The 19,015-nt window shown below is 36.0% G+C and carries 23 protein-coding genes; 12 read left to right on the top strand and 11 right to left on the bottom strand.

Translation table 11 applies throughout. From position 1 onward, the window contains the following. Positions 1–28: 28 nt before the first annotated feature. The 5 genes from ILS93_RS14500 to ILS93_RS14480 form a co-directional block, all read right to left on the bottom strand. On the bottom strand, positions 29–1,189 hold the full coding sequence (locus ILS93_RS14500; protein WP_064476804.1) for an FtsW/RodA/SpoVE family cell cycle protein: 1,161 nt from the start codon (positions 1,187–1,189) through the stop codon (positions 29–31). Positions 1,190–1,335: 146 nt separating this feature from the next. Next, positions 1,336–2,271 (bottom strand): glycosyltransferase family 2 protein, encoded by a 936-nt coding sequence (locus tag ILS93_RS14495; protein WP_088048328.1) that lies wholly within the window; start codon positions 2,269–2,271, stop codon positions 1,336–1,338. Between the two features lie 6 nt (positions 2,272–2,277). Further along, a complete protein-coding gene (locus ILS93_RS14490; protein WP_064476802.1) occupies positions 2,278–3,036 on the bottom strand; it encodes a class I SAM-dependent methyltransferase in 759 nt (252 codons plus the stop codon). Positions 3,037–3,176: 140 nt separating this feature from the next. After that, positions 3,177–4,022, bottom strand: a complete 846-nt coding sequence (locus tag ILS93_RS14485) for a TylF/MycF family methyltransferase (protein WP_064476801.1) — start codon at positions 4,020–4,022, stop codon at positions 3,177–3,179. Positions 4,023–4,144: 122 nt separating this feature from the next. Further along, a complete protein-coding gene (locus ILS93_RS14480) occupies positions 4,145–5,041 on the bottom strand; it encodes a BclA C-terminal domain-containing protein (RefSeq protein ID WP_222660758.1) in 897 nt (298 codons plus the stop codon). Between the two features lie 165 nt (positions 5,042–5,206). Between ILS93_RS14480 and ILS93_RS14475 the strand changes: the two genes are divergently transcribed. From ILS93_RS14475 to ILS93_RS14430, 10 genes are all read left to right on the top strand, one after another. Then, positions 5,207–6,307: a glycosyltransferase gene (locus ILS93_RS14475; protein ID WP_000932898.1), complete on the top strand. Its 1,101-nt coding sequence runs from the start codon at positions 5,207–5,209 to the stop codon at positions 6,305–6,307. A 152-nt stretch (positions 6,308–6,459) separates the two neighbouring features. Next, positions 6,460–7,149 (top strand): class I SAM-dependent methyltransferase, encoded by a 690-nt coding sequence (locus ILS93_RS14470; protein ID WP_222660756.1) that lies wholly within the window; start codon positions 6,460–6,462, stop codon positions 7,147–7,149. Continuing rightward, on the top strand, positions 7,146–7,832 hold the full coding sequence (locus ILS93_RS14465; RefSeq protein WP_064476799.1) for a glycosyltransferase family protein: 687 nt from the start codon (positions 7,146–7,148) through the stop codon (positions 7,830–7,832). The genes ILS93_RS14470 and ILS93_RS14465 overlap by 4 nt, the downstream gene beginning before the upstream one ends. 12 nt (positions 7,833–7,844) lie before the next feature. Further along, entirely contained in the window at positions 7,845–8,525 is a 681-nt protein-coding gene (locus tag ILS93_RS14460) for a glycosyltransferase family protein (RefSeq protein ID WP_000651513.1), read from the top strand. A gap of 14 nt (positions 8,526–8,539) precedes the next feature. Beyond that, a complete protein-coding gene (locus ILS93_RS14455) occupies positions 8,540–9,277 on the top strand; it encodes a sugar phosphate nucleotidyltransferase (RefSeq protein WP_000676179.1) in 738 nt (245 codons plus the stop codon). 8 nt (positions 9,278–9,285) lie between these two features. Continuing rightward, positions 9,286–9,831, top strand: a complete 546-nt coding sequence (gene rfbC, locus ILS93_RS14450; RefSeq protein WP_222660754.1) for a dTDP-4-dehydrorhamnose 3,5-epimerase — start codon at positions 9,286–9,288, stop codon at positions 9,829–9,831. A gap of 16 nt (positions 9,832–9,847) precedes the next feature. Beyond that, positions 9,848–10,819: a dTDP-glucose 4,6-dehydratase gene (gene rfbB / locus ILS93_RS14445; RefSeq protein WP_064476797.1), complete on the top strand. Its 972-nt coding sequence runs from the start codon at positions 9,848–9,850 to the stop codon at positions 10,817–10,819. Positions 10,820–10,830: 11 nt separating this feature from the next. Further along, a complete protein-coding gene (gene rfbD / locus ILS93_RS14440; protein ID WP_222660752.1) occupies positions 10,831–11,685 on the top strand; it encodes a dTDP-4-dehydrorhamnose reductase in 855 nt (284 codons plus the stop codon). A gap of 109 nt (positions 11,686–11,794) precedes the next feature. Then, entirely contained in the window at positions 11,795–12,565 is a 771-nt protein-coding gene (gene fabI, locus ILS93_RS14435; RefSeq protein ID WP_000421885.1) for an enoyl-ACP reductase FabI, read from the top strand. A 141-nt stretch (positions 12,566–12,706) separates the two neighbouring features. Next, entirely contained in the window at positions 12,707–13,240 is a 534-nt protein-coding gene (locus ILS93_RS14430) for a spore coat CotO family protein (protein ID WP_064476796.1), read from the top strand. Between the two features lie 60 nt (positions 13,241–13,300). Here the strand turns inward: ILS93_RS14430 and exsY are convergent, their stop codons facing one another. Beyond that, positions 13,301–13,759 (bottom strand): exosporium assembly protein ExsY, encoded by a 459-nt coding sequence (gene exsY, locus ILS93_RS14425; RefSeq protein WP_001277728.1) that lies wholly within the window; start codon positions 13,757–13,759, stop codon positions 13,301–13,303. 125 nt (positions 13,760–13,884) lie between these two features. On the opposite strand from exsY, the gene ILS93_RS14420 reads away from it, so the two are divergent. Together ILS93_RS14420 and ILS93_RS14415 are read left to right on the top strand one after the other, a co-directional pair. Further along, positions 13,885–14,244, top strand: coding sequence for a DUF1360 domain-containing protein (locus tag ILS93_RS14420; RefSeq protein ID WP_000899661.1), 360 nt, complete (start codon positions 13,885–13,887; stop codon positions 14,242–14,244). Between the two features lie 101 nt (positions 14,245–14,345). Then, positions 14,346–14,531 carry a hypothetical protein gene (locus ILS93_RS14415; protein WP_033657682.1) on the top strand — a complete coding sequence of 62 codons (186 nt, stop codon included), beginning with the start codon at positions 14,346–14,348 and terminating at the stop codon, positions 14,529–14,531. Between the two features lie 77 nt (positions 14,532–14,608). Here ILS93_RS14415 and exsF read toward each other — a convergent pair whose 3' ends face one another. The 5 genes from exsF to ILS93_RS14390 form a co-directional block, all read right to left on the bottom strand. Continuing rightward, complete coding sequence (exsF, locus tag ILS93_RS14410) at positions 14,609–15,112, bottom strand: exosporium protein ExsF (RefSeq protein ID WP_000492933.1); 504 nt, start codon at positions 15,110–15,112, stop codon at positions 14,609–14,611. 167 nt (positions 15,113–15,279) lie between these two features. After that, positions 15,280–15,750, bottom strand: coding sequence for a spore coat protein CotY (gene cotY / locus ILS93_RS14405; protein ID WP_064476795.1), 471 nt, complete (start codon positions 15,748–15,750; stop codon positions 15,280–15,282). A gap of 143 nt (positions 15,751–15,893) precedes the next feature. After that, positions 15,894–17,960, bottom strand: coding sequence for an ATP-dependent helicase (locus ILS93_RS14400; RefSeq protein ID WP_064476794.1), 2,067 nt, complete (start codon positions 17,958–17,960; stop codon positions 15,894–15,896). A 99-nt stretch (positions 17,961–18,059) separates the two neighbouring features. After that, positions 18,060–18,482 (bottom strand): GNAT family N-acetyltransferase, encoded by a 423-nt coding sequence (locus ILS93_RS14395; protein ID WP_046957039.1) that lies wholly within the window; start codon positions 18,480–18,482, stop codon positions 18,060–18,062. 1 nt (position 18,483) lies between these two features. Further along, complete coding sequence (locus tag ILS93_RS14390; protein WP_222660750.1) at positions 18,484–19,002, bottom strand: YjcG family protein; 519 nt, start codon at positions 19,000–19,002, stop codon at positions 18,484–18,486. Between the last annotated feature and the right edge of the window lie 13 nt (positions 19,003–19,015).

The following is a 19,015-nucleotide window of genomic DNA, read 5'->3' as shown; positions in this document are numbered from 1 at the left end:
AGAGATAAAAATATACTGTTTTTGTACGTCATTTAAACATAAAGATTTTCGTTCTTGAGCGAACGTTTAAAACGAATCCAAGCGCTATCATGTATGTGAGTAAGGAACTTCCTCCGTAGCTCATAAGGGGCAATGTGATTCCTGTAATAGGTAGTAATCCGATGGTCATCCCGATATTTTGAAATACTTGAAAAGTAAACATTCCGATTGTACCAGCACAGATGTAACTACCGAAAGGGTCATTACTTTCTAAAGCTATATGAATCATGCGGAAAATAAGTAAGAAAAAAAGTGAAATAATGACACTTGCGCCTAAAAATCCGAATTGCTCAGCGACATTGGTGAAAATAAAATCTGTATGTGGTTCTGGAAAGTATACTTGTCCATTTTCCCAACCTTTTCCTTGCATTTCCCCTGATCCAGTAGCTAAGAAAGCTTGTCTTAATTGATAGCCTTGTGCATCATATTTGTATGGCGCTAACCAGCCGTAGAAGCGATTTAGTTGATATTCTTGTAAAATGTGTGCTTTAAAGAATTTTGTATGAGTAAAAAAAATATACGTTAATGTAACGCCAGCAGCAAAGATACCGGAAACTAATCCGAAAATAAACCGCCAACGTATACCAGAAACTAGTATCATTGCTGCGAGCATAGCTGAAATTACCATTGTGTTTCCTAAATCAGGTTCCTTTGCAATAAGTAGTAGGGGTGGCAAACTCGTTGCACATATTTTTCCGAGTAATAAAAAATCGCCGTGTATTGTCCGGAAAAAATATTTCTCATTGTGATTTGCTATAATTCGTCCAGTGACGATAATTAAAAACAATTTCATAATTTCAGACGGCTGGAAATTTCCGAGGCCGGGAAGCCTGTACCAAGCGGTAGCACCTTTTATTGTAACAGCACCTGGTACTTGAAGTTCTAGTCCAATAAGTAGTACCAATGCAAAGCTATATAAATACCAAGCAATTTTTTGATAACGATCGAAATCAATAATCATAATCATACCAATGGCTATAAATCCAATGAAGTACCATTGGATTTGCTTTAATACAAAATTTACGCTTTGCAAAAATGGTGGTAAAGAGGCTTGTGCACTTGCAATTGCAAAGCAACTAACAGTCCCAATGGCAAATAAGATGAATAGTAATACGTAGTCTATTTGATATTGAGAATTTGGATCTTTCAATGTATGTATTCCTTTCTATTGCCTAGTAAGTATATGGATCATTTCATGATAAAAATAATATACAAGCAGACTATGCATACATTTATTCCACTATTTGTGGGAAGTCATACATCACGAGGAAGGAATAGCTCCTCCCTTGTGATGGACTATATTGCACGGAGCTCTTTTGTAATGATATTTAAACAATAAGAAAGTCGTGCATGTGTATTTTTATCTGGAATGAGGTTTGGAAATAGATCGTAAAATTTGGTCGCATTTTTATACCATCCGTAAGCTCTTATCAAACCTTTTTTATAATACTTGGCGTCTTGTAAGAAACCATACTTTTTCGAGGTTAAAACGAGCTGAGAAAAATCTTCACAGCCCTCAAGGAATTTGTGACGTACTTGCTGTCCAGTATGGAGACGGAATGAACTTAAGGGCTCAGTTATATACATTGCATCACCTTTTGAAAGTAAACTTATCCAAGAGGCCATATCAACACTACAACCATATTTTCTGCCATTTAAAGTGCCGAAAGGTTCCGTTAATAGGCTTTTTCTAAAGAGTACGATTGTAGGCTCACCGATAATATTTTGTCCTGCCATAAGCATACGGTTTCCAAAATCTTTCCCATTTAGTAGAGTATCTTCCTCATATAATTTTTTCATGGAGGGATGTTGTTCAATTATATCTCCATTATCATCAATCCAAGTGCGATAGGATGTGATAAGTGCGAGATTTTTATTGAGGTCTTGTTGGAAATAAAACATCATTTTTTCGATTTTATTATTATAAAATGTATCATCGTCCATTAAGAAATTTATGTACTCTCCATTTGACTGTTCTAAGAGCATAAGGGCGTTATGAAATTGTCCTAGAGTAGAGGCATTTCGAATGTATGTTATATGTTTATGCTTATGTAAATAATGTCTGTATATTAATTTTTCTGTTTCATTATTTGTACTATCGTCCCCTACAATAATTTCAATATTTGAATACGTTTGTGCTAATGCACTTTCTAAAGCAATTTTAAAATAATGTGGTCGATTATAGGTGGGAATAAGGATGGAAACGAGAGGCGGATTTTTTATATTATTCATATACAACTACCTTTCAGAAGTTTTTTGTGTAAGAATAATATCTTGATAACTTGTGTGTTCAGTTCTGCTACACCATGAACCATAATGAGGGGGGGACTGTATTTCTAGCCCATATTTATTTAATAGGGTACGAATATCTTCCTCAGGATAGGCAACTGCGAAATTAGGGATATCTTTATTTAGAACATAACAATTGTCAATTTGATGATAAAAACCTAACGTACTTAGTCCTGCATTTAAATAATAGGATGATTCAGGGGTAATTAAAAAGAAAGTAATAAAACATCTCCCATCTTTTTTCAGAACTCGTGCGATCTCGCATACGTAATGTTCTAATTCTTTCGGAAGGAGATGGGTAAATACAGACGTTAAAAAAATAAAATCGAATGATTCATCTTCATATGGAAACTTGTATTGGGAAGCATCTTCTTTTCCATCGGGATTGTAGAATTGATTATATATATCGACATGTTCAAAATGGAAATTGTTACGGCGTGTAGAAATGTTATTTTTGCACCATGTAATTCCCGCATTGAATAAGTCAAATCCATAATAAGTACCTTCATCGCTTAAATAGTTCATTAATGGAACCGCCATTCGGCCAATGCCGCAGCCTACATCTAACACTGTTTCATTTGATTTTAAATTGCCAATTTCAATAAAATACTGCATAAACTCTTTTCCAACTTCTTCAAAATTACCACCTACATATTGAACGAGTTCTGGTGGTGGAATTAATGTGATTTTTTTCTCGTTTTCGTTCATACATTCACTCCGTCCTTGTAGTAAAGTAGGGGATTTCTATTGTATATATAAGTTAATCATTTATAGTGAGGGGAACTTTACACAATTAGTTTTTATAAATAAGTAGTGTAATAGGACCCCTCAAAAAATAAAGTTATATTCTATTCTTTTCGCCAATAAATACCGAAATCATCAATTTTAGTAATAGGAGCTTGTAAGTTTCTTTCCTTTCTGAAATCAATTACAGCCTCTGCACATGTTACCAATCCGTAATCATCAATAATAATATAGCCACCTGTTGAAACTTTATCGTATAAGTTTACAAGACTATCCATCGTTGATTCGTACATATCACCATCAAGGCGAGCAATTGCAATTTTTTCTACCGGTGCTGAAGGCAATGTATCTTTAAACCAACCCTTTAAAAATTTCACCTGATCATTTAATAAATCGTATTTTCTAAAGTTTTCTTGTACTGTTTCTAAAGAAACCCGTAAGTAATCGAATGTGTGTAAATAATCACCGTAATCTTTCGGATATTGTTCTAAGTTAGGTGCTGGCAGACCTTCAAACGAATCGGCAACCCACACAGTACGATCCGTAATGTTGTTTGCTTGTAAAAAACCATTCATAAAAATGCATGATCCTCCGCGCCATACACCAGTTTCAATAAAATCACCTTCTATATTTTCCCTTACAACAGTTTCCATAGCCTCATGTAATTGATTCATACGTTTTCGACCAACCATACTGTGTGCTGCTCTTGGCCAATCCTTTCCACCTTGACGCTCACTTTTTGAAACGTTAGGATCAACGATTTTCAAATTGTGATTTTCTACGTATTGCTTGAGAAATAAAGGAAGCGGAACTGTAACTGGTTCATAGGATAGCTCTTTAGATATATGTAACGAAGCAGGTAAGTATGGTTCGTATTCTAACCATATTTCAAATAAAATTGTTTTCTTTAATAGCTCAAGATAAAGCTGAACAGCTGATTTATTTTCCATATAAGTGCCTCCCGCGGAATGTCATACAACATTATGACTATGTAGAAAAGAAAGATTTAATGATTGAATTTAATAATGAAAAAGCAGTAAAACTGATATCAGTTTTACTGCTAAGTACAAAATTAAGCGATTTTTTCAATAATAATTGATGCACTTGTACCAAGAGCTAGTGATAATCCAATTCCTGTAACAATTGCTTCAACGAGTGATGGTGTTGTAGTAATTTGTGTAATGGCTTGGATAACGATAGGAGCTCCAAGTGAAATTAAGCTTGTGCCCGCACCTGGTACATTAACTCCATTAACTTGAATTCCAAGACTTCCTAATAAACTTACTGCCGCTGTATAAGCAATAACAGTAATTTTATAGAAACCAGTTTCACTAATTACGAAAGTATCGGCATCCATTTGAGAAATTGCTGTACCAAACTGAGATCCAACGGTATTAAATGGTACTGGATCATTAATTCCAAGAGCTAAAGAAACTGTAGCTGAGTTAAAGGCATACAATCCTGCTGGAAGTCCTAAGCCAGAAGGCCCAGTCGGCCCAGTTGGCCCAGTTGGCCCAGTTGGTCCAGTCGGTCCGGTAGCGCCAGTCGGTCCAGTAGCACCAGTTGGCCCAGTTGGCCCAGTCGGCCCAGTCGGTCCAGTCGGCCCAGTAGCACCAGTTAGCCCAGTCGGTCCAGTCGGTCCAGTCGGTCCAGTCGGTCCAGTCGGTCCAGTCGGTCCAGTTAGCCCAGTCGGTCCAGTTAGCCCAGTCGGTCCAGTCGGTCCAGTCGGTCCAGTCGGCCCAGTCGGCCCAGTCGGTCCAGTCGGCCCAGTTGGTCCAGTCGGTCCAGAAGGTCCAGTTGGTACAGTTGGCCCAGTCGGCCCAGTTGGTCCAGTCGGTCCAGTCGGCCCGGTAGGAAGGGTAAACGGTGGTATTGGTGGTAATGTTGGTCCTACAAGATTAGGGTCAAATGCACTAGCTGATAAAGATTCATCGGGATTTAATCCATCTGAATAATTATTATTTGACATAAATTCACCTCCATAAAGCGTTCATTATATAGTAGATGCAAAACCGGAAGAAAATGACACGGACATTTGAATTATTGAAAAGAAATCTTAAACTGCTTGTGCAAGTTAAAAAAGTGGAAAGTTTATTGTATGTATAACATATGATTGATTTGGAAGAGGGTGATTATGTTGAACAAGCAAGGAATTACAATTAGTCTATGTATGATTGTTCGAGATGAGGAAGATACAATCGGTCGATGTTTAGATGCAGTAGAAAAAATCGTTGATGAAATTATTATAGTTGATACAGGTTCCATTGATCGAACGAAAGAAATTGTAGCTCAATATACCTCTAACATATATGACTTTCCATGGATTAATGATTTTGCGGCAGCTAGAAATTTTTCTTTTTCAAAAGCAACGCAAGAATATATATTATGGCTAGATGCTGATGATGTGTTATTAGAAGATGCTCAAGAGGCATTGAAGCTATTAAAAAAAGAATTAGATTCTAATGTGGATGCTGTTTCGATGCCTTATCATCTTGTAATGGATTCTAATGGGAAACCTTTATATTGTACAAAAAGATATCGGCTTGTAAAGCGTGAAAAAGAATTTCAATGGTTTGGAAAGGTGCATGAGTATTTAGCTATTTTTGGTGAGATTTTTAATAGTAATGTTGCGGTTACGCATAAAAAAGAAAAGAAAGTAACGAACCGCAATTTGAAAATTTTTCAGGATGCTGTAGCAGCTGGAGAAGAATTGAGTCCGAGAGATTTGTTTTATTACGCGAATGAATCTATGGATAATCAAAAATATGATGATGCAGTTTTACTTTATAAAACATTTCTTAATCAAGATGAAGGTTGGTATGAAGAGAAAATTTATGCATGTGGTAAATTAGGAGATTGCTATGCAAAGCTTGGAATGTGGGAGAAGGCAGTTGAATCTTGTGTAAAGTCATTTCGGTATGATGTCCCTAGAGGAGAGAATTGTACAAGAATAGGATATATATATATGGATCAACAAAAATACAATGAAGCAATTTTTTGGTTTAAACTTGCAACAGAAGTGACAATGGCAACAGAGAGTCCTTTTCACAGTCCAGCTAGCTACACATGGATTCCCTATTTACAAATGTGTATTTGTTATAGCAAGTTAGGCGAGCAAGATAAAGCTTATTATTACAATGAATTAGCAGCTTCTTATGTTCCAAATAATGCTGCAATTGAATATAACCGTAAATATTTTCGGAGTGTTTTTGATAAACAATATAAATCGTTATAGGTTGCGTTTTTCTAGAAATGATGTAGCACGATTCTAACTCTAATAGATTGGCTATATAGTAAAGTATCGGCAATGTAACCAGTACTGGTTACATCTATAGACTTTAGATGAGATTTATATTTCAAATTCAATTTGCATAAGGAGTGTGTAAAATGAATTCCCCAAAAAATTCTTTATACGAAGAAAAGTCCGGGCATTATTATAATGCAGTGAATCCGAATTTATTAAAGCATATAAAAAAGGAATGGAAAGAAGTTCTTGATATCGGTTGCTCGAGTGGTGCATTGGGAGCTGCCATAAAAGAAAATGGCACACGTGTATCAGGAATTGAGGCATTCCAAGAGGCGGCAGAACAAGCAAAAGAAAAACTAGATCATGTTGTTTTAGGTAATATAGAAACAATGGATATGCCGTATGAGGAGGAGCAATTTGATTGCGTTATATTTGGTGACGTACTAGAGCATTTATTTGATCCGTGGGCTGTAATAGAAAAAGTAAAACCATATATAAAGCAAAATGGTGTAATTTTGGCTAGTATCCCGAACGTTTCTCACATTTCAGTATTAGCGCCCCTACTCGCTGGAAATTGGACGTATACAGAATATGGTTTATTAGATAAAACACATATTCGTTTCTTTACATTTAATGAAATGCTACGAATGTTTTTAAAAGCAGGCTATTCAATTAGTAAAGTAGATCGTGTATATGTTGATCATAAAATGTATGAACCGCTTATTGAGGAATTATATGGAATTTGTAAAAAATATCGTCTTGGAAGTGGCTTCATGGCTGAGACGGTTGTATTTCAATATATTATTGAAGCAGAAAAATCACAATTATGAGTGCGGCAGATAAAACAATATTATTTGTTACGTGTATAAATGATCGGAAAATGTATGCACAATGTGCGCGACATATATTACAATTGCCAGTTCCTCCAGGATATACGATACAATTTATGCCGATTCGAAACGCAGAAAGTATGACGAGTGGATATAATAAAGCAATTTCGCATCCAGCAAAATATAAAGTGTATATACATCAAGATGTTTTCATTGTAAATGTAGGATTTTTATATGGATTACTTCAATTGTTTCAGGAACATGAACATCTTGGAATGATTGGTATGGTTGGAGCCCAATATGTTCCTCCAAATGGAATATGGAATGTAGGCAGAGGAGTTGTTGGAAAAGTCATTGGTTATATGAATGATTTATTTTATATGGCGAGTCAAGAAAAGCCGTATCATGACTCAAAAACATTTATGCCAGTTGAATGTATTGACGGATTATTAATGGCAACGCAATACGATATTCCGTGGCGGGAAGACTTGTTTGATGGATTTGACTATTATGATGTGTCTCAATCATTTGAATTTAGAAAAGCAGGCTATACAGTTGGGGTTCCTGTACAGCGTGATGCGTGGTGCATTCATTATCATATTGATGTGAATATGACAAACTATGAAAAGTATAGAAAAATATTTGTGGAGCACTATATGTCAGATGTAAATCAAGACGAATAGAGGGGCTACAAAATGAAAGATCATACAATATTAGTCGTTGTTTGTATAAATAATGAAGAGCTATTTGAACAATGTGAGAGACAAATAAGAAACCTTTTTGTTCCCCCTGGTTATGTCGTACAAATTTTTCCGATACGAGATGCGAAAAGTATGGCAAGTGCATATAACCGAGCACTTTCATATCCCGCGAAGTATAAGGTTTATATACATCAAGATACTTATCTTATTAATCGTGAGATGTTTTATACACTCATTTCACTTTTTAAAGATAACGAAAAACTTGGTTTAATTGGCGTAGCTGGTGCTCAGTTTTTACCGAGTAACGGGATATGGTGGGAAGGGAAAAATTTGGTCGGGAAAGTGATTGAGTACAGAAGACAGAATTATCAATTATTAAATTTAGATCAGCTGTTTTATGGGAATCAATCATTTATGTCAGTTCAAGCAATTGATGGATTATTAATGGCCACACAATATGATATTCCGTGGCGAGAAGACTTGTTTCAAGGATTCCACTTTTATGATGTGTCGCAGTCTTTAGAATTTCAAAAGGCGGGTTATTTAATTGGTATCCCTAATCAAGCAAATTTATGGTGTATTCACTACAACGGGGATGAGTTTGATGCGGATACATATGAGAAGGATCGGAAAGTGTTTGTAGAACATTACAAAGATATACTATCTCCATCATAAGGGAGAGATGCAGGATGAAAGGAATTATTTTAGCAGGTGGAACTGGATCGAGATTATATCCTATAACGAAAGTAACGAATAAACACTTGCTTCCTGTTGGACGTTATCCAATGATATATCATGCGGTATATAAGCTAAAACAATGCGAAATTACAGATATTATGATTATTACAGGTAAAGAACATATGGGAGATGTTGTTAGTTTTTTAGGGAGCGGTCAAGAGTTTGGTGTGTCTTTTACGTATCGTGTGCAAGATAAGGCTGGCGGAATTGCACAAGCATTAGGGCTCTGTGAGAGTTTCGTCGGGAACGATCGTATGGTAGTTATATTAGGCGATAATATCTTTTCTGATGATATTCGTCCGTATGTTGAAGAGTTTGCAAGTCAAAAAGAGGGTGCGAAAGTACTGCTACAATCTGTAGATGATCCGGAGAGATTTGGTGTAGCAAATATTCAAAACCGAAAAATAATTGAAATTGAAGAAAAACCGAAAGAGCCGAAAAGTTCCTATGCAGTTACAGGGATTTATTTGTATGATTCGAAAGTTTTTTCTTATATAAAAGAATTAAAACCTTCCGCAAGGGGAGAACTTGAAATTACAGATATTAATAATTGGTATTTAAAACGAGGGGTACTTACTTATAATGAAATGAGCGGTTGGTGGACAGATGCGGGAACTCATGTTTCTCTTCAAAAGGCGAATACGTTAGCGAGGGATATAAACTTTGGGAAACAGTTTAACGGAGAATAGGTGAGAATATGAAAGTTGTAGAAACAAACTTTACCGACGCAAAATTGTTAGAAACGAGGTTATTTGGAGATGAGCGTGGCTTTTTTACAGAAAGTTATAATAAGAAGGTGCTAGAAACATTAGGGATTACTTATTCATTTGTACAGGATAACGTATCTTATTCAGCTAGGTCGGGAACGATTCGGGGATTACACTTTCAAAAAAATCCGAAAGCACAAACGAAACTTATTCAAGTTATGCAAGGAGCAATCTATGACGTTATCGTCGATTTACGAAAAGATTCCCCAACGTTTCAACAGTGGAGAGGATATATTTTAAGTGCAGATAATTACCGGCAATTATTAGTGCCAAAAGGATTTGCACATGGTTTTTGTACACTTGTTCCGCATACGATTGTTATGTATAAAGTAGATGAATATTATAGCGCCGAGCATGACTCAGGGTTACTTTGGAGCGATAAAGAATTAGCAATTCCATGGCCGGTAACAAGTCCTATTTTGTCTGATAAAGATCGAATATTACCGTTACTTCAGGAATGTGAAGATAGCTTTTGAGTAGGAGAGTTGTTATATGAATATATTAGTAACAGGTGGGGCCGGATTTATTGGAAGTAATTTTGTTCATTACATGTTACAAAGATATGAAACATATAAAATTATTAATTTCGATGCATTAACATATAGCGGGAATTTAAATAACGTGAAGCCTCTTCAAGGGCATCCGAATTACTCTTTTGTAAAAGGGGAAATTCAAAATGGAGAGCTGCTAGAGCATGTCATAAAAGAGCGAGACGTCCATGTGATTGTAAATTTCGCAGCTGAATCACATGTGGACCGTAGTATTGAAAATCCGATCCCTTTTTATGATACAAATGTAATTGGGACAGTCACCTTATTAGAATTAGTAAAAAAATATCCACATATCAAACTCGTGCAAGTATCAACAGATGAGGTGTACGGCTCTTTAGGGAAAACAGGGCGATTTACCGAGGAAACCCCATTAGCTCCAAATAGTCCATACTCTTCAAGCAAGGCGAGCGCCGACATGATAGCTTTATCTTATTATAAAACATATCAATTACCAGTTATAGTAACGCGTTGCTCCAATAACTATGGGCCGTATCAATATCCTGAAAAATTAATTCCATTAATGGTTACGAATGCGCTGGAAGGAAAAAAACTACCGTTATATGGCGATGGATTAAATGTAAGAGATTGGTTACATGTAACGGATCATTGTAGTGCGATTGACGTTGTTCTGCATAAGGGACGTATAGGAGAAGTATATAATATAGGTGGAAATAATGAAAAAACGAATTTAGATGTTGTGGAACAAATTATCTCTCTCTTAGGAAAAACGAAAGAAGATATTGCGTATGTTACAGACCGTTTAGGGCATGATCGTCGTTATGCGATTGATGCACAAAAGATGAAGAATGAGCTTGGGTGGGAACCGCAGTATACGTTTGAACAGGGGCTAAAAGAAACTGTGGAATGGTATGAACATCATATAGAATGGTGGACACCACTAAAAGAAAAGTAAGGGGCATAGAAATGAAAGAACGGCTTATCATAACGGGAGCAAACGGTCAATTAGGAAAGCAACTACAAGAAGAGTTAAATCCTGAAGAATATGACATATATCCATTTGATAAAAAGTTACTAGATATAACAAATATATCCCAAATGCAGCAAGTGGTACAAGAAGTAAGGCCACACATAATTATTCATTGTGCAGCGTATACGAAGGTTGATCATGCTGAGAAAGAACAAGATCTTGCTTATGTAATAAATGCAATAGGAGCTCGAAATGTAGCGGTTGCTTCACAATTAGTAGGGGCAAAGTTAGTTTATATTAGTACTGATTATGTATTTCAGGGCGACAGACCGGAAGGGTATGATGAATTTCATAATCCGTCGCCAATAAATATATACGGAGCTTCTAAGTATGCAGGAGAGCAGTTCGTCAAAGAGTTACATAATAAATATTTTATCGTTCGCACATCGTGGTTATATGGTAAGCATGGAAATAATTTTGTGAAAACGATGATGCGATTAGGGAAAGACAGGACAGAAGTGTCTGTTGTAGCGGATCAAATCGGCTCTCCTACTTATGTGGCGGATTTAAATGTGATGATTAATAAGCTCATTCATACTTCTTTATATGGTACGTATCATGTATCAAATAGAGGCTCATGTTCTTGGTTTGAATTTGCAAAAAAAATATTTGCGTATGCAAATATGAAAGTGAATGTATTACCAGTTTCAACTGAAGAATTTGGAGCAGCGGCAGCGAGACCAAAATATTCTGTTTTTCAACATAACATGCTACGATTAAATGGTTTTTCACAAATGCCTTCTTGGGAAGAAGGATTAGAGCGGTTTTTTATAGAAACAAAAAGTCATTAACAAAATTTAAGTTAATGACTTTTTTGTTTGCCTTTAAGAGGTTTTATGGTACTATAATTATAGTATCAGGTACTAATAACAAGTATAAGCAATTCTGGGAGGATATATCATGGAACTATTACAAGGGAAAACATTTGTTGTTATGGGCGTTGCGAACCAAAGAAGTATTGCGTGGGGAATTGCTCGCTCTTTGCATAATGCAGGTGCAAAATTAATATTCACATATGCAGGAGAACGTTTAGAAAGAAACGTTCGTGAATTAGCGGACACATTAGAAGGACAAGAATCACTTGTATTACCTTGTGATGTAACAAATGATGAAGAACTTACAGCTTGCTTTGAAACAATTAAGCAAGAGGTTGGTACAATTCACGGTGTTGCACACTGTATTGCTTTTGCAAATCGTGATGATTTAAAAGGTGAATTTGTAGATACTTCTCGCGATGGATTTTTACTTGCACAAAATATTAGTGCATTCTCTTTAACAGCTGTAGCAAGAGAAGCGAAGAAAGTAATGACAGAAGGCGGAAATATTTTAACGTTAACATACCTTGGCGGCGAGCGCGTTGTGAAAAATTATAACGTAATGGGTGTTGCGAAAGCTTCATTAGAAGCGAGCGTGAAATATTTAGCTAACGATTTAGGTCAACACGGCATTCGCGTTAACGCTATTTCTGCAGGACCAATTCGTACGTTGTCTGCAAAAGGTGTAGGCGACTTTAACTCAATCTTAAGAGAAATTGAGGAGCGCGCACCACTTCGTCGTACAACAACTCCAGAAGAAGTTGGCGATACAGCAGTATTCTTATTCAGTGATTTAGCACGCGGCGTAACAGGAGAAAACATTCACGTTGATTCAGGGTATCATATCCTAGGATAAATATAATTTTCATTTTTAAAGGACAATCTCTAAATGTTGAGATTGTCCTTTTTATTTGTTCTTAGAAAGAATGATTTTTAACGAAAGTTCTTACCACGTTATGAATATAACTATAATAGTACACGATTTATTCAGCTACGTATGGAAGTGGGAGGGACGAGTGTGAAGAATAAAAATAAAAGTTCAACAGTTGGAAAACCGTTGTTATATATTGCGCAAGTAAATTTGGAACTTGCTGCACCGAAAATAAAAAGGATTATCTTAACAAACTTTGAAAATGAGGATCGAAAAGAGCGCAGTAATAGAAACGAAAATGCTGTAAGTAGTGCTGTGGAAGAAGTAATAGAACAACAACAAGAAGAGCAACAAGAAGAACAAGTAGAAGAAAAAATAGAAGAAGAGGAACAAGTACAAGAACAGCAAGAGCCAGTGAGAACTGTTCCGTATAATAAATCATTTAAGGATATGAATAATGATGAGAAAATTCATTTCTTATTAAACCGTCCTCATTACATTCCGAAAGTAAGGTGCAGAATAAAAACGGCTACAGTTTCTTATATTGGATCAATCATATCGTATCGTAATGGCATTGTATCCATTATGCCGCAAAATAGTATGAGAGATATTAAGTTGTCTATAGATGATATCCAATCGATTAGTATGGCCGGCTTTTAAATATGTAAAGGTGGTAGAAATCTTCTACCACCCCAATAGTTTTTTAGTTTACTTCACTTATTAGATAGAAACGTCGCGTAAGCACTGAATCGCACAGAAGCAGCTTAAATCAACAGTAAGACAAGTGTTAGTCGATACTAATCTTGCATTTGGTACAGCTAAAAACGTACAAATTGGATCATTATCAGGTGGTACAGGAGAAGTATCACCTAATACTACAGTTAATACACGTAATACAGCACAGCTATCATCATCTACACTTTCCACACGGAAAATTGGAGATCGGCAGCTTGAAAGGCTTGCAGTTGGTGCAAATGCTTCAAAAGGTTCTCCAGTTTTTGTGTATAAAATAAAAGGGCGTGTATTTGCTACTGAAGCACTATTGTGTGCTCCTAAAAATGGGATTTCACAACCAGATCCACACGTTGTTGTAGAACAATCTTGTAATTCATTGATGAATTTTACAACGTCAACTACACAATGAGAAGAGCCATGGTGTTTATTTTCGTTACAACTCATTAATGTCACTCCTTATCTTCTTGTTTGTATTTACATTAATAAGATATTGGAGTCGAGGAGATTTGGTCACAATCTCAAGAGCTTTTTTTTTAAATAGGCGAAAGAAGATAAGGGAAGGTGGAATCATGCTGTTTACAAGTTGGCTTTTATTTTTCATTTTCGCGTTAGCTGCTTTTAGGCTCACCCGTTTAATTGTTTATGATAAAATTACAGCTTTTTTGCGAAGACCGTTTATTGATGAATTAGAGATTACAGAGCCGGATGGAAGTGTATCAACTTTTACAAAAGTAAAAGGTAAAGGATTAAGAAAGTGGATTGGAGAATTATTAAGCTGTTATTGGTGTACAGGTGTATGGGTTAGTGCTTTTTTATTAGTTTTATATAATTGGATTCCTATCGTTGCAGAGCCGTTACTTGCATTATTAGCTATTGCAGGAGCAGCAGCAATCATTGAAACGATTACAGGATACTTTATAGGAGAATAATATATTTTCATAATACGAGAAAAAGCGGAGTTTAAAAGAATGAGGGAACGGAAATAAAGAGTTGTTCATATAGTAAATAGACAGAATTGACAGTAGAGGAGATGTTTGCTGTGAGTAATAGTCCAAGGCAAAATTCATATGACCTGCAGCAATGGTATCATATACAGCAACAACACCAAGCACAACAACAGGCATACCAAGAACAATTACAACAACAAGGATTTGTGAAGAAAAAGGGATGTAATTGCGGGAAAAAGAAGAACACAATAAAACATTATGAAGAATGAAACACTCATATTACTGTGAGTGTTTTTTATTATAAATATAAAAAGCGGTATTTCTAAGGAAGAAATACCGCTTTTTACTAGCTAATTTGTGCAACTGTTAATGCTGCCGCACGGATGTCTACGGTTCCAATTAACTCAACTGGTACAATTTGAATTAAATCGCCAGGGTTTAAGTTAATCAGAATAACACCACTGGATACGTCTACTTCACCAGTACCAATAACGTTAGAACGAACTGCTGTACCTGATCCAGGAATAATGTTAGCTGGCGTACCTAATGATAAGAAGAAACGACCAGCTTCTGGTGCAACAGGTGCGTTATCAAGACTAATTGTTAATGTATAACTGATTTGATAAATACCAGCTCGTAGAATTCGAATGCCATCTCCGACACTTACTGTATCATTTATTACAGGAACAGTAATATTTGGGTTTGGACTTACGCTAGGTAATAGTAATGGTGTGAATAATGAAGCGAACTGAGGGGCAGAAGCGTTGAAAGCAAAACCGAAGGCAGGTAGTGTACTAGCTGGTTTCGCCTCACAATCGATTTTAGTAAATTCGCAATCAGAAGAGAACATGTTTTTCACTCCTTTATCTGTTTCTACTTTCAGTTAATGAAAAGGACAGGTTCTATGTTCTAGACAAGTTCCCAATTTTATAAAAAATACATAATAATACCTTTTAAGCATGGATTGGGTGGCAGAAAATTCTGCCACCCAATCCATGCTTAACTCATTATTTAGTTTTAAATCGTAACATCACGTAAGCATTGAATAGCGCAGAAGCAACTTAAATCAACAGTAAGACAAGTGTTGGTCGATATTAATCTTGCATTTGGTACAGCTAAAAACGTACAAATTGGATCATTATCAGGTGGTACAGGAGAAGTATCACCTAATACTACAGTTAATACACGCAATACAGCGCAATCATCATCGTCTATACTCTCGACACGGAAAATTGGAGATCGGCAGCTAGAAAGGCTTGCAGTTGGTGCAAATGCTTCAAAAGGTGCTCCAGCTTTAGTGTATAAAATAAAAGGACGTGTATTCGCTACTGATGCACTATTATGTGCTCCTAAAAATGGAACTTCGCAACCAGATCCACAGGTTGTGGTTGCACATTCTTGTAATTCATGTATAAAACGAACGACATTTGATACACAGTTGAAATCACAATCGTGATGATGATGGTCTTCGTTACAATTGCAGCTCATTATGTTCACTCCTTATCGTGAGTTCTGACATACACTATTACAATATGAATGGGATATGGTTGATATTACGTTAATTCTTATGATAAGAACATGGAATTTATATAGGAGGGATGTACATAATGCAATATGAAAAAAAGACATCCTTATTTAGTGGATGTCTTTTCAGGTAAATCTTTTCGCGTAGTATATAAAAAACGAGAGATATCTAATTTTTTCCCTCTAAAAAATTGAGGAGAGGAAATGTAAAGTTCTTCTTTCGCACGTGTAATTGCGACATAAAGTAGTCGGCGTTCTTCCTCTAAAGCTTCAGAAGTCTCTGTAACACGATCATTCGCATCTTTTAAAGAAGAAGTATGGGGGAGAATACCATCGCTCGCTCCAAGTAAAAAAACGCATGGAAATTCAAGGCCTTTTGCGTTATGAATAGACATAAGCGAGACAGCATTTTTTTCCGGCATTGTTTTTAATGCTTCCATTTCTTTTTGACCTTGAATTGCTTCATCAATAAATTGTAAGTATGCTGGAATATCGGTGAAACGAGTTGCTGACTCCATTAATTCTTCTAACATTTCTTCTTGTATATCTTTATGCATCGTGAAGGAAGAACGATCGTTACTTTTTAAGTACTCTAAATACTTTCCTTTACCATGAATAATTTCTTTTAATGCCTTTTTCGGTTCTAATTCTTTTATAAATTTAATAAAATCGATACGCTCATTTACCTTTTTCACTTGAAAAGGTTTTAAGCTCGGATTTAATAATAAGAAATGAAGAAGAGAAGGGAACCGCCCCTCACCATATTTCCATTGTTCACGTTCAATAAATGAAATACAATCATCACGCCCGATATACATCGTTGGCAATATATTTGAAAGTGATTCTAGTCGAAACGGTTCAATCACCAGTCTTAAATGATCTAATACAGGCTTAATTAAAGAATGTTCATAAAATGATTGACTCGCCCCGTGCTTAATAAACGGGATTTTGTGAATTGTAAGCTGATCGAGTAACGAACGGCTTACAGAATGTGTGCGATACAGTAAACAAAAATCTTTATAGTTGCGTTCGCCGCTATCTACTTTTTCTTGAATGAGCTGCAAAATTTGATTTGCTTCATCAAGAGTCGTAGCAGGTCTTGCGTAAAAAGGTTGTACACCTTCTTCGCGCACAGAATATAGCTCTTTATCAAAACGCTCCTGATTTAGTTTGATAACTTCATTTCCAAGTCCGACGATAAAAGGATTGGATCGATAATTCGTATTAAGTGCGATAATCGTAGTGTTATCAAATTCTTTTGGAAAAGATAAAATAATTTGGTGACTTGCTCCTCGCCAGCCATATATCGCCTGATCGTCATCACCTGCGATAAATAAATTATTTCTTGGCGTGGCTAACAATTTTACAATTTCATATTGTGCATACGATGTATCTTGGAACTCATCTACTTCAATATAGTGGAAACGTTGTTGTAATTGGGTAAGCAAAGGAGTGTTATTTTCTAACATATAATATGTTTCTAATAAGATGTCATCGAAATCAATATAATTATATCGTTGTTTCACTTCTTCAAAACGTTCGTATACTTCTTTAAATTCTTGTTCAACGGGTGTTTTTGCTTTTACATCTTTCGGACGATTCAATTTGTTTTTCTCAAGTGAAATCATAGCGAGCATCGTTTCAGCATCATAATCGTCTTTTAAGCGTAACTCTTTTAAGATTTTCTTTATCATAATTTGTTTATGTTTTTCGTTTGCTAAAATTTGCTGATTATATCCTTGACTACGAAGCAATTTTAAAAAGACGGAGTGGAACGTACCAGCAACAACGTAGCTACTTGCAGCACGATTCATACCAGGTAAATTTGCTACACGGTTTCGGATTTCTTCAGCTGCTTTTTGTGTAAATGTAAGCAGTAAAATATTGCGTGGATGAACTTGTTTTACATTTACTAAATAACCTACGCGGGTTGTTAAAACAGAGGTTTTCCCGCTTCCGGCACCAGCTAATGTAAGGACAGGACCTTCTGTCGTTCGCACGGCCTCTAATTGTTTCTCATTTAAAAATACATTTTGTTGCTCGAGAGCGCGGAAATACGCTGCATCAGCATCTTCTTCCATAATTAAATGGGTAGATGTTTTTGGAATATGGTATGTTGCACGCGGAATATCAGCGTGCGTTAATGATTTTTGTGAAAATTTTTCTTGTGTCATATATTCACCTTCAAAACTATAGCATCAACATTTAACTTTAGCGGAAGAAAAAGAAAATAGCAATGTAAAAAACAGGAGGGGATACCTCCTGTTTTCAAATTACAATTCTTTTATCATAACGATGTGAGGAATATTTGCTTCCATGAATACATCAGAATGCGTTACATATCCAAGTTTCTTATAGAAATCTTCAGCATGTGTTTGGGCATGCAGCTTTAATTTTGGTAGCGAGTTTTCATTCGCATATGCTTCAAGTGCATCCATAACAATTTTTCCAATGCCTTTTTTACGATGGGAAGCTAGTACGCAAATACGTTCCATTTTTCCTATTCCATCCAGTATGCGAAAACGACCAGCACCAACTGGAACATCATTATCATATATAACAACGTGTGTTGAAGTTTCTTCAAACTCATCATACTCTTCGTCAGCAGAAACTTGTTGCTCATTCACAAATACTTGCTTACGTACAGAGAATGCATCTCTTAGTTGTTCGTCCGTTTGTACGATCTGTGCGTGCAAATTAGTTGTTCTCCTTTCCAAGGTGGAATGTTTCGTATACAGTCCACGTTCCGTTTTCTAATTGATATAGAAGATGGAAGCGATCAATTGGTTGTTCATAATAGAAATCTTTCATACGTAATCGACCTAATACATCAGCATGCTCTGCATCTGATAAGCCTTGTCCGATTGTTAAATGAGGTACGAAAGCGTACTCGCGTTCTTGTATAAAGAATTCGCTATGCATTTCCTCATTTAAGAAAGTAAGTTCAGGTGTTTTTTCTACTTTAAAATAAAGAACATTATTAACAGGTGCGAATGAACCAACTTTTCCGACATGAAGGGTGAAAGGGTTCGTTTTACTTGCGATTGTATGTAACTCTTTTACAATCGATTCTAATTGTTCATCTTGCGTCTCAAAGGGTGTTTTCAATGTAATATGTGGCGGAACTAATGCGTAGTGCGGATCATAACGTTTACGCAATCCGTTCGCTTTATCTTGAATCATTTTAGATGGAAAAATTACAATGCCTAATTTCATGTTCCAATTCCTC

Source organism: Bacillus sp. 16GRE42 (assembly GCF_019837435.1).
GTDB lineage: Bacteria > Bacillota > Bacilli > Bacillales > Bacillaceae_G > Bacillus_A > Bacillus_A wiedmannii.
This window is presented reverse-complemented; position numbering and strand designations above follow the sequence as displayed.